A 15,145-nucleotide genomic window follows, 5' to 3' on the forward strand; every position below is an offset into this window, starting at 1 on the left:
GGTCTTGCTCTCCGTCAGGTAAGAATCAGAGTGAGGGCTATTCAACGCGGCGCCACATCCAGGCGTGCGATCCAGCCTTCGGTTTCGCGGTCATGCGGTGCATAGACCTTGAGTACTTCGGGATCGTGACCCGGCACGACATGATCGGGCGAGTCCGCCAGGTGCATGACGGTCTTGAAACCCTCCAGCATGTCGCCAACGTTATAGACGATCGGGTACGGCCGGTTTTCGCGTATGTTTGCGTAGAAATGAGAGGCGTCGGAGGCGAGCACGACCCAGCCGCGCTCCGTGTGAACGCGTACCACCTGCAGGCCGTTTGAATGACCGCCGACCCAGTGCACGCTCAAGCCGGGCGTGAGTTGCGAATCGCCGTCGTGAAACTCCACGCGACCCTCGAACACCCGGCCGACCATCGCCTTGACGTCTTCCGGTTCGAATGGATGACTCAGTGCGTGATGACACATGCAGCGACCCGTGCAATAAGCCATCTCCTTGTCCTGCACGTGATAACGCGCCTTCGGAAAGAGCGCACGGTTGCCCGCGTGGTCGTAGTGCATGTGCGTGAGGATGACGTCGTCTACCGATTCCGGCCTGATGCCAATCCGTTTCAGACCGGCTTCAACCGGGTTGGTGATGGTGCGTCCGCGCTGTTGCGCCATGCTGGTGTCGAACCCCGTATCCACGATGAATGTGCGGGACTCGCCAACGACCGCCCATACGAAATAATCGAGTGGCATGGGGACGTCGTGCGGATCGCCGCCAATGAAGTTCTCGGTGGAACGGCGCGCGTGGTGCGCGTACTTCACGGCGAAGATGCGATAGTTTTCAGGCGTTGACATGAGCGGGGATTCCTTTCTTTGCGGATGGCTTTCGAACGGAGGCTATTTGAGCGCGCTGGCCGGGCTCGTGTCCGCTTCGGGCGGGGTTTCGACTGTCGCTGCCCCCGCAATCTCTTCGAGCGAACGATTCTTGGTTTCCGGGCCAATGGCCGCCACGATCACCGCTTGCAGCAGCAAGGTGCCGGCAATCATGGACACCACGCCGACTATGCCGAACGATGCAAACGCCATGGCGACGAGATAGGGAACCAGGATGTTGAAGCCGCGGCCGATCGTGTTGCACAGCCCCGAGCCGCGCAAGCGGACTTCCGTGGGGAAGAGTTCGGGCACATAGCTCGCCACGCTGAATGACGACAGCACGTAGATGCACGCGGTTATTGCAAAGCCGCAGGCCGTGATCATCGTCTGCGTTTGCGCGAACGGATATGCAACGGCGAATGCGATTCCGATCAGGGAGAACGCGACAATGCCCCACTTCCTGCCCAGGCGTTCGGCGAGTCCGAAGGCGATCAGCGAGCCCAACGGGCCGCCCGCGAACATCAATGTGGTCAGGCCCAGCGAGTTGGAGACGCTATGTCCCTGTTTCACCAGGAAGGTCGGAATCCAGCTGACGAATGCGTAATTGACCGTGAACAGTCCGATCAGCACGGTGATGCCGGTGATCGTGCGTTTGATCAGCCGGCGTGAAAAGAGATCGGCCAGACGCGCCGGCGTCTCGGGCGCGGTGTCACGCGAAAGAAGGTCCACGGACACGTGCGGATAGTCCGGTGAGCCCGCGCTCACCCCGCAAGCGGTCTCGATCCGTGTCACGATCTCCTCGGCTTCCGTGGTGCGTCCACGCGATGCCAGCCAGCGCGGCGACTCCATCATCGACTTGCGCAGGAACCAGACGATCAGTGCGCCGACGCCTGCAATGGCGAACATCCACCGCCAGCCGTAATGGGGAATGATCAGCCATCCGATGAACGTGGAGAAGAACAGCGACGTATTGATGATCAGGTTCAGAATAGTGCCGAAGCGTCCGCGCCATGTGGCTGGTATGAATTCGCTGAGCGTGCCGTAGCCCACCACGATCTCCGCGCCCATGCCAAGGCCCATTACCAGTCTGAAGAAGATAAGCCAGTAGATATTCGGCGACAAAGCTGCGGCGATCGATGCAAAGCCGTACACGCCGAGGTTGAACTGGTAGGAGAAGCGCCGTCCGAAACGGTCGCCGAGCAGGCCCGACAGCCAGGCGCCTGCCATCATGCCGATGAAGGTTGCGGAGACGAAACCTGCGTTGAGTTGCAGTGTTGATTCGCCGCTGTGGATCATCGCGGCGAGCACCGAGCCGGCGATGTAGATGTCGAACGAATCGAAGAACATGCCAGCGGCAACGAGGCCGAGCAGCCGCCAGTGAAAGCGCGAGAGCGGCAATCGGTCGAGACGATATCCAATACTGGCTTCGGCTAGCATCAACGTTTGTCTCCTGGGGTTTGCTGCGGAGCAGCCCACTTTTTTGGATTCGGGTTTTTAACTTATTATATGTCTATCATACAATCCGTCAAGAATATGATCAGGGGTGGGGGCTGCGCTTGGGCGGGGGTGGGGCCGCGCTTGGTCGGGGGTGGGGCCGCGCTTGGTCGGGGGTGGGTTGCAGGGGTGGTGGTCGGAGTCTATGCCGGGTTGCTAGGTTCTGGGGTTAGCGATTCTGGGTCTATGCCGGGTTGCTGCTTTCAGCGTTAGTGGTCTGCGAGAGTTGGATTTTCTCTTTATCACTGTTAGCCACTGTGCGTGGCGGCACGTCATTTCTTTGTCCAAAGCGACAAAGAAACGAAGCAAAGAAAACGCTTTTAAACCACGCTACCCTAAGTGTCCACAGCGTGCAGTTTTCATTCATGGGTGCCCCAAAAGCACGGTGCTCGCCAGAGCCACGGATGTGTGAACCCCTCCTTCTCGCGAATCCTGACACGAACACGCTTCGCCCCGTACGCTCTCGGGCAAGCACGAATTGCCGAGGAACCCGCACGGCCTCACGCGTATTCGCTGCCGCGTTTCTTGGAGCGTTGGCCAAGCGTGCACTGTTTTTTTTGGTGGGCTATACGGCCGAACGCATACTTACGGCTTCATGTTTGGTGGGCTATTGCGCAGCATGCACAATTCTTTTCGCCGGCTAAGACCTCATACATCCGCGCGGCCCCGTTTCTTGGTGGGTTACCGACATGGTTCGTCATGCGTACAATTGGTGGGTGGTCGTCCGCGGATAGCGCGGGGTGCCCCTTGGGCAGGTTCAATCACTGGTGGCGAAGCGTGTGGGTATCGGTGTTCGGAGAAGGAGGGGTTCACACATCCGTGGCTCTGGCGAGCACCGTGCTTTTGGGGCACCTATGAATCAAAACTGCACGCTGTGGACACTTAGGGTAGCGTGGTTGAAAGCGTTTTCTTTGCTTCGTTTCTTTGTCGCTTTGGACAAAGAAATGACGTGCCGCCACGCACAGTGGCTAATAGTGATAAAGAGAATATCCGACTCTCGCAGACCGCTAACGCTGAAAGCACCAACCCGGCATAGACCCTGACCACTAACCCCAGAACCGACACACCCCGGCATAGACCCCGGACCACTACCACCGCAACCACCGCCCCACCATCAACCCCGCCCCTAAGCGCGCACACCCCTCCCTTTCATGTCAAATCCTTCAACAACGAAGCCCGCGCCCGCGACTCTATCGTCTGCGTAGGCACCATATAATTCGGATGATCGCATCCAATCTGCAATGCGGCTCCGTCCCGCAAACGCGCCTTCATCGCGGGCGTGAATTCAAACCTGACAAAATGCACCGCCGAGGTCTTCTCTTCATTCTCCCGTTCCAGATCCTCATCAGCAATTGCATACACCGGCGGTTCACCCGCGACCTGAATAAACACATGATCCTCAATGCCAATCAACCGCGCCAACGCCGCATGCCGCTCGATTTCGTTCGCATATTCAATCTGCATCGTCGCTTTCAGATTGCTGCCGTCCGGCACAAGCGGCAGATAGGCATCCAGTTCAGCCTGAATACCCTCCTCTTCGAAGATCTTTTCAATGTGAAGCATTTCCTGGATCTGATAGCGGATCGTCAACTCATCTTCGAACAGGAACGTGACATGATTGCCTAGCGGCACAGTGCGCTCTTTCTTATGCTCAATCACCTGATTGCGCATCGTAATGCGCGACTTCGAATAGTTCTCGAGCGACAACAGCGAATGGCGAGTGATGCTCATCGGATGTCCTTGCAGTGCGAAATATCAGAGACCATAGGCCTTGCGCAACAGCGTCAGCGGATGCGCAAGCTCCGCCTTCGGCAAGCCATTTTCATCAAGCCCCTGTTCGATATGATGGCCGGCCAGCGCACAATCCGACGAAATGTAGTCGGGCTGCGACTGTGCCATCGCCTTGAATACCGGCGTGCCAATCTGCATCGCCGTGCGATGAAACTCCTTTTTCACGCCGAACGTGCCGGCATGCCCGGAACAGCGCTCGACTACGTTCACCTGCGTATCCGGCACCAGCCCCAAGGTTTCTGCTGTCTTGCGGCCAATATTCTGCACCCGCGCATGGCACGGCACGTGATACGACACCCGGCCCAACCCGGTCTTGAAGTCAGTCTTCAGGAGTCCATCCCGATGACGCGACACAAAGTATTCGAACGGGTCCCAAAAGGCTGCGCTGACGGCGCGCACATCGGCATCGTCGGGAAACATCAGCGGCAGTTCGTGCTTATACATCAGCACGCAGCTCGGAATCGCGCCGATGATCGCATAACCCTCGCGCGCATATTTCGCGAGCACCGGCAGGTTCTTTTCTTTCTTGTCAGCGACGCCCTGCAGGTTGCCCTGCTCCAGCAGCGGCATGCCGCAACACGCTTCACTGGCAACGAGTTCGTAAGGCACTTCATTGTGAGCGAGCACGGCAAGCAGATCGTGACCGATGCCCGGTTCGTTGAAATTCACATAACACGTGGCGTAAATCGCGACCTTACCGGGCGTACGCTCTCCAGTGACCGCCTGTGACTGTGACACCTTCGATTTTTTCGCTGCACTGCGGAATTTACGCGCCGCAAAATCAGGCAACCATGCGTCCTTGTCTACGCCAAGCGCCTTTTCCATCAGGCCGCGCGCTGCGGCAGTGTGATTGACCGCATTCACCGTCTGCGTAATGACAGGAATGCCCGCGAAATGACCTAGCGCATCGGTATTCGACAGAAACTTGTCGCGTAGCTTCACGTCACCGCGTTTGTAGTCGACCGCTTTGGCGCGCAGCATCAAATGCGGAAAATCGACATTCCACGGATGCGGAGGCACGTAGGGACACTTCGTCATATAGCACAGGTCGCACAGGTAACACTGGTCGACCACCTTGCCGAATTCGTGTTTGTCGACTTCGTGTGCTTCGCCTGTATCGGTTGCATCAACCAGGTCGAATAGCGTGGGAAACGCACCGCACAACGACACACAACGCCGGCACCCCGCACAGATATCGAAGACGCGCGCCAGTTCCTGATCGAGCGCGTCCTGGTCGTAGAACCCGTCCGAGAGCCAGTCGAGCGGATACCGCGTGGGCGCTTCGAGACTGCCTTCTTTATGGGGCATGACATCATGCTCCTGTTGTGATTTTCTACTTTTGTGCGTTGACGTCGGATAGGTGCGAGAGGTGCCGCGGGGATGCAGACCCGCGGCGCCATGCCCTACGCATCGCGCAGGCACGAGCGGCAACCTGCGAAACGACATCGCATGCCTGGCCACACCCGCGAGCGCGATAGGTACCAGGAACGCCGGCGCTGCCGCCGACGCGCCTCTCGTCAGTCGACTAGCGCATCGAGCGCTTTGGTATAGCGATTTGCGTGGCTACGCTCCGCCTTGGCCAGCGTTTCGAACCAGTTGGCGATTTCATCGAAACCTTCTTCGCGCGCCGTCTTCGCCATGCCCGGATACATATCGGTGTATTCGTGCGTTTCACCGGCAACCGCCGCTTGCAGGTTCAGACGCGACGACCCGAACGGCAAGCCGGTGGCAGGATCTCCCACCGCCTCCAGATATTCGAGGTGGCCGTGCGCATGACCCGTTTCACCTTCCGCTGTCGAGCGGAATAGCGCTGCCACATCGTTCTGACCCTCGACATCCGCTTTGCCCGCGAAATATAGATAACGACGATTCGCCTGAGATTCGCCAGCGAACGCTGCTTTCAGATTTTCTTCAGTCTTCGAACCCTTCAGTTGCGACATCTGAGCCTCCTTGCAAGCCTGTATTGGGGATGCGCGGTTGTAATATAGGTCGTCTCGATGACTCGCCATGCAGTCGCGCGAAGCTGCACGGTCCCATTTAAATCTAGCAGGTGAATCGGGGTTCCCGATTGGAGTTTTCAATCCCGCCGATAGCCATTTGCCGCCCGTTAGCCGTCCGTTTACAACCCGGGAGCCGTCATTCCATGGCTGGTTTGAAAATGCTTTCCAATTGATAGATTTCCAGCTTTCTATACAACGTGCTGCGGGAAACGCCGAGCGAACGGGCAGCCTGGGCGAGATTGCCATGAGCGCCATGCACTGCACGAGCAATGGCTGCGCGCTCTGTTTCTTCCAGACTGGTTGACTGAAGCGGCACCGGTTCCTCCATGCCGACGGTCACCGTTTCGGCAAGCAGTTCCGCAGGCAATTCGTCGAGCCCTACCTCCTCTTCGCGTGACGTCAACAGTAAGTTTTCAATGATGTTTCGCATCTCCCTGACGTTGCCCGGCCAGGAATAAGCGCGCAGCACAGCCATGACTTCGGGGTTCAGCCGCCGTAACGGAACCGCGTGGCGGAGCGCCAGTCGCCGGTTGAAATGTTCGACCAGGAGATCAATGTCGATATCCCGCTCGCGCAGCGGCGGGATTCGTATGCGGGTGACGCTGATGCGGTAGTAGAGGTCACCACGGAATCGGCCGGATTTTACTTCGTCATGCAGATTACGATTGGTCATCGCCAACAGGCGTACATCGACACGCCGTGGCTGCGTGTCTCCTAATCGATAGACAACGCCCTCCTCAAGCGCGCGCAACAGGACGGGTTGCAGTTCGAGCGGCAACTCGCCGATTTCATCGAGACACAGGGTGCCGCCGTGGGCCAGTTCGAACCGGCCGGGTCGCCCCTCTGCAGTCGCTCCCGTAAATGCGCCATGCACGTGGCCAAATAACTCGCTGCCAATCAGCTCCTTCGACGCCGCCCCGCAGTTGTACGCGACGAAAGATCCGCCACCACCTTCCTCTCCGTGGATTGCGCGCGCGAACAGTTCCTTGCCGACTCCGGTCTCGCCCTCGATCAACACCGGTACGCGTCTGCGGGCAAGCTGGCGGCCTCGATTGACGGCGGCGAGCATGACAGCGCTCTGCCCGAGTATCTGGGCGAAACAATTGCGTTGCGGGTCCGCCTCGCTTCCGGCCTCACTACCCGTCTCACCGCCAGCCGTTGCGCTTCCTGGCACGTTGATGCGCTCGGCTGTCCGCTTGCCGGGGGAGCGCGACCGGATCGCGGGAACAACGAGCATTGCGCCGATCGTGCTGCCTTCAACGACAACCGGGTTGAACCATTCGGCACGCAAGCCTTGCGGGAGGTGCCGGGCCCAGTCTGCCACCGCGGAACTTTCGTCCATGCCGGGGAACCGCTCTCCTATGCCGACGGGAAGCGGCACGCGGCCGGTAGTGTGTACGAGCCGGCCGCGCCGGTCGATGGCGATCATCCCCGCTGCGTCGGACGATGAGAGCCGTTGCAGGCAAAAGGCCAATAGGCGCATATGCTGACGGGCGGACTGCTCGGCCAGCACCATTTCAATCTGCCGCGCCGCCGTAATCGCCAATGTCAGGTTATTGATCTGATAAGTCGAAGGCGGACCGGAAATATCGAGTACACCTATGATCGCACCGGTTCCGGGTTCGCAAATCGGCGCCGCCGCGCAACTCCAGGACTTGATCCCTTCGCAGAAGTGTTCCGAACCATGAATATAGGTTGGCTCACCGGTAGCGAGCGCGGTGCCGATGCCGTTGGTGCCCGCCATCGCTTCACGCCAGTCGCCGCCCGTCGTCAAGTGAATCTTCTCCCCGGCCGTCAATGTGCGCAGGTCACCTGCCGCCTTGAGAATTACACCGTCCTGGTTGCTCAGAAGCAGTATGGAGTGTGAATCCGCGAACAGATCCCCGGTCGCGGCGAAAAGGCGATCGGCGGCCGCCAGCAACTCCCGATGACGCCAACGCAAAGCGTCGACAGCGTCGCCGTGTACCGCGAACGGCGCGAGGCTCGCAGAAGGATTAACGCCGGACGCGAGACTACGTTGCCAGGATGCAATAAGAGCCGAGGGAACCGCTACTGATGACTCGCCCGCCAGAAAACGCTCCCATGCGCGCATGGTGTCGCGGTCAGAGTGGAGGACGTCGGCGCGCTGCGCCTGAGCCATCAGTCCATGCATCACAGACTGATCGCCAGGACTCGATGCATTCTCAATTTGGTGTCTCGCCACAAGTCTCCTCCGATGCGATTGGTCAACGCGAAACCCTTCTAAGGCGGGCTTCGTCGCGACTCGCTTTTCTGGTATTGCGGCTGGCGCTTCTCGCTATTCAATTCTGTAAGCTGGCAGCAACACCACGGACTAGTATATGCCTAGCTTTTGATCAGGTCCGCTCGGGAAAACACGGCCCGGCCAACATGACCAACTATTCTTTTGCAGGACACATAGCAGGCACAGACTGAGACCTCGCAGCGCTATTCTTGGCGGAAATGACTCAACGGTCATCGACGTAATAGCCCGCTATTACAAAGCGTGCTCAGTCCCGCCACGCGCTCACATAAAGCGGACTTGATGCGTTGTAAGCCAGTCCAAGCCGGAAACCGGGCCAACCAGCAATGCGCGTTTGCCAAATTATTTTAAGTTAATTTCGCGATCTGATTCGCATTCCGAATTATTTTAAATTCTGTACCCGGTATCCGCATGGCAACCGGGTACAGAACGATTATTTCCGGCCGAACAATTCGGCGCCACCGCCAAGCGCAGGGCCAGCCGTGGGATCGATCGTCTCCGGCTTCTTGGCAATCAAGGTCTGGGTGGTCAGGATCAATCCCGCAACCGATGCGGCATTGCGCACCGCGCTATAGCTGACCTTCACCGGATCGATAATGCCCGCCTCTATCAGGTTCACGAAGGCGCCCGTGCGTGCGTCGAGTCCCATGCCCGGTCTCGATCGCACCGCCTCGGCCACGATCGCCTCGCCGTTCAGGCCGCAGTTCGTCGCGATGTGAAACAGCGGTTTCGTCAGGGCCCGCTGCAGCAGTCTCGCGCCCTGCTGGACACTGCCCTGGGTTCGTGAAACGATCCCTTCAAGTTCGGACGACACCCGCAGCAACGCCATTCCTCCTCCGGGTACCACTCCCTCGGCAATAGCCGCGCGCGCCGCGTTGATCGCATCCTCGATCAAATGAAGCCGGCGCTTCTGTTCAACCGGTGTGGCCCCGCCGGCGAGGATCATTGCGGTACCCCCGGATAGCTTGGCGAGGCGCACCTGGAACTTGTCCCGTTCAACATTTTCCGGCGCCATCTCGTACTGGCGTGCCACCTGCTGGCGACGCGCAACGACGCCGACCGGATCGCCGCCACCGGCCGTAATGATGGTCTGGTTTGCTGAAATGCGTACTTGCCGGGCGCTGCCGAGATCCCGCAGTTCCGCGGTCTCGAGTTTTCCACCGAGGTCGCGGGCGATCACCCGGCCTCCCGTAACGATAGCGATATCCTCCAGCATCGCCTTGCGCCAATGCCCGTATTCAGGCGGATGGATAGCCGCCACGGGGACCCCGCCGTTGTCTCGCCAGGCGAGCAGGCTCACCACACAGGCGGGCGCAACCTCTTCGGCAATGATCAACAGCGGGCGCTTGCTGTCGGCTATGAGCGCCTGGATGGCCGCCACCTCTTCCACCGACTGCAGCCGCTGATCGGTCATCAGAATGAGCGGGTTATCGAGCACCACCTGCATTCTTTCGAGGTCCGTGACCATGTGATGAGACAGGTAGCCACGATCGAAGGCCATGCCATCGACCACTTCCAGGCGCGTTTCGACCGTCGTTCCATATTCGACGTCGACGATGCCATCAGGACCGACCCGCTCCAGCGCTTCGGCCACCATTGCGCCCGTGACCTCGTCGTTGGCGGCCACGATGGCAACGGCACGCACCTCCTCGCTTCCGCGCAGCGGAGTTGCTGTGCGTTTGAGCGCCGCGATTACTTCGGTCACAGCGGCCTCCAGGCCCTGGACCAGCTCGACCGGGTTGGCCCCGTCCGCGAGACAGGCAAGGCCGTCCTGCACCAGTGCATCGGCCAGGACGGTCGCCGTCGTGGTGCCGTCGCCGGCGACTTCATTGGTCTGCTTCGATACCTCCCTGACGACCTGCGCGCCGATGTTTTCGAACACGTCCTCCAGTTCGATCTCATTGGCGATGCTCACGCCGTCGCGGGAGATGATCGGCGTGCCGATCGGCCGGTCGATGATCGCATTCATCCCACGGGGGCCGAGCGTGCCGCGTACCGCCTTGGCAAGCTTGGCTACTCCGCGGCCGAGCGCCATGCGGGCCTCATCGTCGTGCAACATGATATTCGGCATGATTGCGTGTCTCCTTTTATGATTGGTTCGGATGACAAACCATTTTAAGTTGATCTGGCCACACCGATGGAACGAACGAAATGCACCGGTTTGACCTCGACTTGAGGTACGCATTCCGCGCCGTATCGGGTGGCCAGCAAACCGCGGCACAGCGCACTGTTGAATTCGGCGTTGACGCCAACCCGTCGCAAGGCGCGCAGGTAAGCATGGATCTGGCCGGCATCGAGCAATTCGCCATCGTGGTCGACGAAGGCCAGTTCATCAGCATGCGATCCAACGACCGGGCGTCGTTCCAGATAGCGAACGACCAGGCGATGGCCCGCGGCATCGCAAGGCAGCGCGGCAAGTTCCGCCACGCTCAGGCGCAGCAGCACCGCTGACTCATGCCCGTGATCCAGCAGATACGTCAGGAGCGCTTCCTGCCTTCGCTGGAAGGCCTTGACCATGAAGGTCCGGCGAACTTCCTCCAGTTCACCGCTGGCCTCACTGCCGAAAGTAGCCTGGAACGACAGCCCGGCCGCGACTCCGCGATTGATCTCGTCGGCATACATGTGCTCGCCGAGCCCCACCGTGACCTTCTTGACCCACGGCAAGGCCGCGACGGCAATACGCATGTCGTCAGCCATCAGGAACGCGAAATTCGCGGCGCACCAATAGGTCGGCAATCTGAAATCGATGCGAACCTCTCCGCCGTTATCGACCTCTACGCGGGTGACGAACCCCAGTTCCGTCACCGATTCGTCGAGCTCGGGGTCGATAACAGATCCGAGCCGCGCCCACACCTCCGCGGCCCGCTCAATCGTCGCTTCGGCTCGCATGATGGTCATACCGTGGCCGTCTGACGCGTGTCAGCCAGCAGCTTCTTCTGCGCTTCTATATCGACTCCATACAACCGCGCCGCGTTGAGTCCAAGGATTTTCTTCTTCGCTGTCAGGGACAGTTGAACGCCGGTCTCCTTGCTGACGGATTCAGGCAGCTCAAACGCCATGAACTTCTCGATCAGCCACTTCGGCGACCAGATACCGTAGTCGCTGCCATACAGGATCTTGTCTTCGCCGATCCAGAAAAGCAGCTCCGAAATCACATGAGCGAAATATTCCGGGCGCGTGTGAATGAACGGCAGCACCACCGCGAGGCCGCCATACACGTTGGTTTCCTGGGTCGCGATCCAGCAGAAATCGTCCAGGCGCGGCAAGCCGCAGTGCTCGACAATGAAGTTCAGGTTCTGGAAGCTCGTCGCTGCATCGTCGACGTCAGCAACATCGAAGGCGTCGCGGTTGAGCGGCAGGATTGTCGGGCCCTTATGGACGTGGATGTTCTTGATGCCCAGCTTTTCGCAGCGTTCGAAGTATCTCTGTACGCCCGGGTCCGACAGTTTGTAACCCTTGCTGTCGCCGCGCCATTCAGCGGTATAGAGCTTGACGCCCTGGATCTTGTAGCGCTCGGACAACTCGTCCAGGCGATCGAGCCCGGCCTCGCCGTCGCGTGGGTCGAACGCGCCGTTGACGATAAACCGATGCGGGTATTTCCCCTTCAACACATAGTTGGATTCGGTGGTGTTGAAGCCGTTCTTGTAGAAGTCCGTCAGGTACGTCGGCTGACAGATCGCCATGTCGTCGTACCCTGTGACGAACAGGTCGTTGTACATGGCTTCCTCGCCGTACTTGTCGAACTTCTCCTTGGGCCACAAATACTCTTTGGGACTCAGGTTTGAATGATAGGCATAGAAGCAGTCGATGAACTGCTGGCCATGCACATTCTTCAGGTTGGCCTTGCTGCCGTCCCAAAGATGAACGTGCCCGTCGATAATGAAGATCTCTTCACCGTCCGTGGTTCGATACATGACATTGTCTCCATGGTTGTGCGAAAAGCGACCGGCAACATGTCACGCAAAGGTCATGCAATGCCGGTCGCGAGTGGCGGTACGGTAGGGCCAGGGGTCACTCATAAGCCATGGCGTCATCCATATTGCCGAACAGCACGACGGTGTCGTCATCGACCATCACCATCCGCCCGTAATGGGTCGAGGTGGAAATCTCGAACAGATGCGGGGTCATTTCGCGGCCAAGCGATTCACTGATCTCACTCATCTTGAACTCGATCTTCCCCTGCCCGTCTATACGGATCATCGCGGGCAGGTAGGTCACCTTGATGCCGGGCTTTTGCGCCATTAAATCCGCAATAGCGCGTGCCTCGACGCTATCGTTCATGGTGACGCCGCACTGATGAGAAATGGTCTGCTCGAAACGAACGTCCTTCATCGACTTGAAGATGTTGTCGGTATGCACTGACATCGTGTACTCCTCTTCCCGGTTAGCTCGGATTACAAACTGATTGACAAAGGATCACCAAGGGATGATTCAGGCCCGGATCGACAGTGGAAAATGAATGCCGATCTCGCGAGCGATCATTTCGGCACGCTCTATCGAACTATTCAGGCTGTCGTTGAATTGCACCACCTTCACATGCGGAATCGACCAGATCGGTTGCAGGTGCTTCGCCGCTTCGGATGCCAGGGCGCCGTGCTTTTCCAGCCACTCGCCGAACAATTTTCGATTGGCGTCCCCATGCTTCGGGTCGTTGGCAAGCATGTGAAACAGCTCGACCGCGTTAGCCAGGTTGCGCTCATAGTCGCCCTCGGCCGCGGAAACTACCGTCGGCGTCAGGAAGTCGTTTTGCGACGCGGCCATCTGCATGATGAAACCGCTGCGAAACAGGTCTGCCACCAGAGGCTCGAAGACCACGTTCACCGCGAAGTACTTTTCGAGGAAGTCGGTTGCGCCGCCAATAGCCTCCACTGCCCGGCGCGTTTCCTGCCAGATCGGATCGTTCAGCCAGTGTGACTTGCCGGCGTCGAGGTCGAGATTCGGCGCGTCCAGTGCGACTTCTCCCAGGTACAGCGTCAGGTCCTGCGCAAAGCGCAGCTTGTACGATGCATTCGTGAGGATGGCGCTGTTGATCATCTGCGTCACGCCGTAGCGCTGCGCGTGCATAGTCGCGGTACCCAGACCAAACTCTGCATGCTTGTAGGCGCCAAGATGCTGCTCCAGCACCTTGAGCCACGCCTTGTCGAAACGCTTTACCGCCCCCGAGCGCCGGGCATTGCTGATAGCGCTGCTGATCATGCCGATGATCGTCGACTGGCGTTGATAATGAGTACGCTCCCATTCCTCATCGACCGCGCGGAACTTGTGCCAGTCCGTGCATTTGGCGGCGGTCCATGTTTCGGAATAGGTCGGCGTGCCGTCGGCGAACGAGATGATCCAGTCCTGCAGCAAGTAGCGCTTCGGGTCCGGCTGAACGTCGACGGTCATGTCCTCGTAGTGGGACGCCTTGCGGCCCTTGGGCTCGAAGTAGTTGTACTTGCGACTGTCCCAGCCAGCGAACTGGGCCGCGCCGGCCGCGCCTGATGCAAGCGGTGCCGGTTGCTCTATCGTGGTGCTCATGTCGATCCTCCTTCGTCTTTCAGTTATCGGAACTTCGGGTCTGCAGCCCTGCGACGGGCCGGTCAGCGGACGGCCTGGGTAAATTTGTCGAAATAAAGCCGCTCGGGTGAAACGCCGGCCATTTGCAGTACGGGCATCACCGCGTCGATCATGGGTGTCGGACCACATGTATAAGCGTCGATCTCGCCGGCAAGCGCTTCCTCGCGCAAGGTCCGTCCGAGCACCTCGTGAATGAAGCCGGTCTCGCCGGTCCAGTCGTCGCCGGCTTCAGCATGCGAAAGCGCCGGGATAAAGCGGAAGTCCGGTAGTTTCGCTCCGAGCTCGGCGAAGTCGTCGAGATAAAACAAGTCGCCACGGGTACGGGCGCCGTAGAAGAAACGTACCGGCCTTTGCTCGCCGCTCTGGACAAGATCGTTGAGGATCGACCACAAGGGAGACATTCCAGAACCGCCGCCCACCAGCACCATGGGCCCCGGCTGCTCCTCTCGCCGGAAACAGGTGCCGTACGGCCCCTTCGCCACCAGCCGGTCACCGGGCTTGAGGCCGTCGTCGAGCTGAGAAGAGAAAGCACCAGTGGGGTATTTCTTGATAATGAACGCGAGGCTCGTCTGGCCCCCTGGCTCGCTTGGTACGCTCGCCATGGAGAACGACCGCGTGATGTCCAGTCCCGGAATGGTCAGGTCAACGTACTGGCCGGCCCAGAACCGCAGGGGCTGGTCCAGTTCCACTTCGAGCAGCCTGATGTCGTGCGTCAGCGCGCTGATCTTCGTCAGCGTTGCCCCGAATTCCTTCACCGCAATTGAGCGGCGCATCAGGTCTTCGTCGTAGTTCAGCAGTTCCACCGTCAGGTCACTGAAGGCGAGCGTCCTGCACAGCAAGATGTGATTCGTCTCACGCTCATAGTCGGGCAGCGCGAAGGTTGAGTACTTCTTCAACTCGACGTCGCCCTCGATCAACAGGGACTTGCAACTGCTGCATTGTCCTTCCTTGCATCCGTGCATCACCGAGATGCCCTGGCGGAACGCGGCATCCAGCACGGTCTCACCCTCCGCGACCTCCATCTCGACGCCGACAGGCTCGAATCGCACTATATGAACCGTCTGGTAGTCGATTGTTTCCGGCATGGCATCCCTCTTCCATTGCGTATCGGTCGTGCTGCTCATCGTGCCCTCCTGATTCGTCCGGGAGCTTTATTCACTCAATGACTCCCGGACGACATCGCTTCG

At 59.2% G+C, this 15,145-nt stretch carries 12 protein-coding genes; all 12 read right to left on the bottom strand.

Annotated elements, in window-relative coordinates:
* Positions 1 to 41: 41 nt before the first annotated feature.
* The 12 genes from ACSQ36_RS27375 to ACSQ36_RS27430 all read right to left on the bottom strand — a co-directional run bounded on the left by ACSQ36_RS27375 (position 42) and on the right by ACSQ36_RS27430 (position 15,043).
* Positions 42 to 839 carry an N-acyl homoserine lactonase family protein gene (locus ACSQ36_RS27375; protein ID WP_436184393.1) on the bottom strand — a complete coding sequence of 266 codons (798 nt, stop codon included), beginning with the start codon at positions 837 to 839 and terminating at the stop codon, positions 42 to 44.
* Between the two features lie 42 nt (positions 840 to 881).
* The gene (locus tag ACSQ36_RS27380; RefSeq protein ID WP_436184957.1) at positions 882 to 2,294 is read right to left on the bottom strand and encodes an MFS transporter; all 1,413 of its coding nucleotides are present in this window, start codon (positions 2,292 to 2,294) and stop codon (positions 882 to 884) included.
* A 1,206-nt stretch (positions 2,295 to 3,500) separates the two neighbouring features.
* Complete coding sequence (locus ACSQ36_RS27385) at positions 3,501 to 4,082, bottom strand: DUF3501 family protein (protein WP_436184394.1); 582 nt, start codon at positions 4,080 to 4,082, stop codon at positions 3,501 to 3,503.
* A 24-nt stretch (positions 4,083 to 4,106) separates the two neighbouring features.
* Positions 4,107 to 5,450, bottom strand: coding sequence for a heterodisulfide reductase-related iron-sulfur binding cluster (locus tag ACSQ36_RS27390; RefSeq protein ID WP_436184395.1), 1,344 nt, complete (start codon positions 5,448 to 5,450; stop codon positions 4,107 to 4,109).
* Between the two features lie 209 nt (positions 5,451 to 5,659).
* On the bottom strand, positions 5,660 to 6,082 hold the full coding sequence (locus tag ACSQ36_RS27395; protein WP_047897154.1) for a rubrerythrin family protein: 423 nt from the start codon (positions 6,080 to 6,082) through the stop codon (positions 5,660 to 5,662).
* Positions 6,083 to 6,278: 196 nt separating this feature from the next.
* Complete coding sequence (locus tag ACSQ36_RS27400; RefSeq protein ID WP_436184396.1) at positions 6,279 to 8,345, bottom strand: sigma-54-dependent Fis family transcriptional regulator; 2,067 nt, start codon at positions 8,343 to 8,345, stop codon at positions 6,279 to 6,281.
* A 490-nt stretch (positions 8,346 to 8,835) separates the two neighbouring features.
* The gene (locus ACSQ36_RS27405; protein WP_436184397.1) at positions 8,836 to 10,473 is read right to left on the bottom strand and encodes a molecular chaperone GroEL; all 1,638 of its coding nucleotides are present in this window, start codon (positions 10,471 to 10,473) and stop codon (positions 8,836 to 8,838) included.
* A gap of 44 nt (positions 10,474 to 10,517) precedes the next feature.
* On the bottom strand, positions 10,518 to 11,300 hold the full coding sequence (locus tag ACSQ36_RS27410) for a metal-sulfur cluster assembly factor (protein ID WP_436184398.1): 783 nt from the start codon (positions 11,298 to 11,300) through the stop codon (positions 10,518 to 10,520).
* Entirely contained in the window at positions 11,297 to 12,316 is a 1,020-nt protein-coding gene (locus tag ACSQ36_RS27415; protein ID WP_436184399.1) for an amidohydrolase family protein, read from the bottom strand. Before ACSQ36_RS27415 ends, ACSQ36_RS27410 begins: the two co-directional genes overlap by 4 nt.
* 97 nt (positions 12,317 to 12,413) lie before the next feature.
* Positions 12,414 to 12,767: an MmoB/DmpM family protein gene (locus ACSQ36_RS27420; RefSeq protein ID WP_213765373.1), complete on the bottom strand. Its 354-nt coding sequence runs from the start codon at positions 12,765 to 12,767 to the stop codon at positions 12,414 to 12,416.
* Between the two features lie 66 nt (positions 12,768 to 12,833).
* Positions 12,834 to 13,919 carry a toluene hydroxylase gene (locus ACSQ36_RS27425; RefSeq protein WP_213765374.1) on the bottom strand — a complete coding sequence of 362 codons (1,086 nt, stop codon included), beginning with the start codon at positions 13,917 to 13,919 and terminating at the stop codon, positions 12,834 to 12,836.
* A 62-nt stretch (positions 13,920 to 13,981) separates the two neighbouring features.
* Positions 13,982 to 15,043, bottom strand: coding sequence for an FAD-binding oxidoreductase (locus tag ACSQ36_RS27430; protein ID WP_436184958.1), 1,062 nt, complete (start codon positions 15,041 to 15,043; stop codon positions 13,982 to 13,984).
* Positions 15,044 to 15,145 lie beyond the last annotated feature (102 nt).

It is taken from the genome of Caballeronia sp. LjRoot34, assembly GCF_964253815.1.
Lineage (GTDB): Bacteria > Pseudomonadota > Gammaproteobacteria > Burkholderiales > Burkholderiaceae > Caballeronia.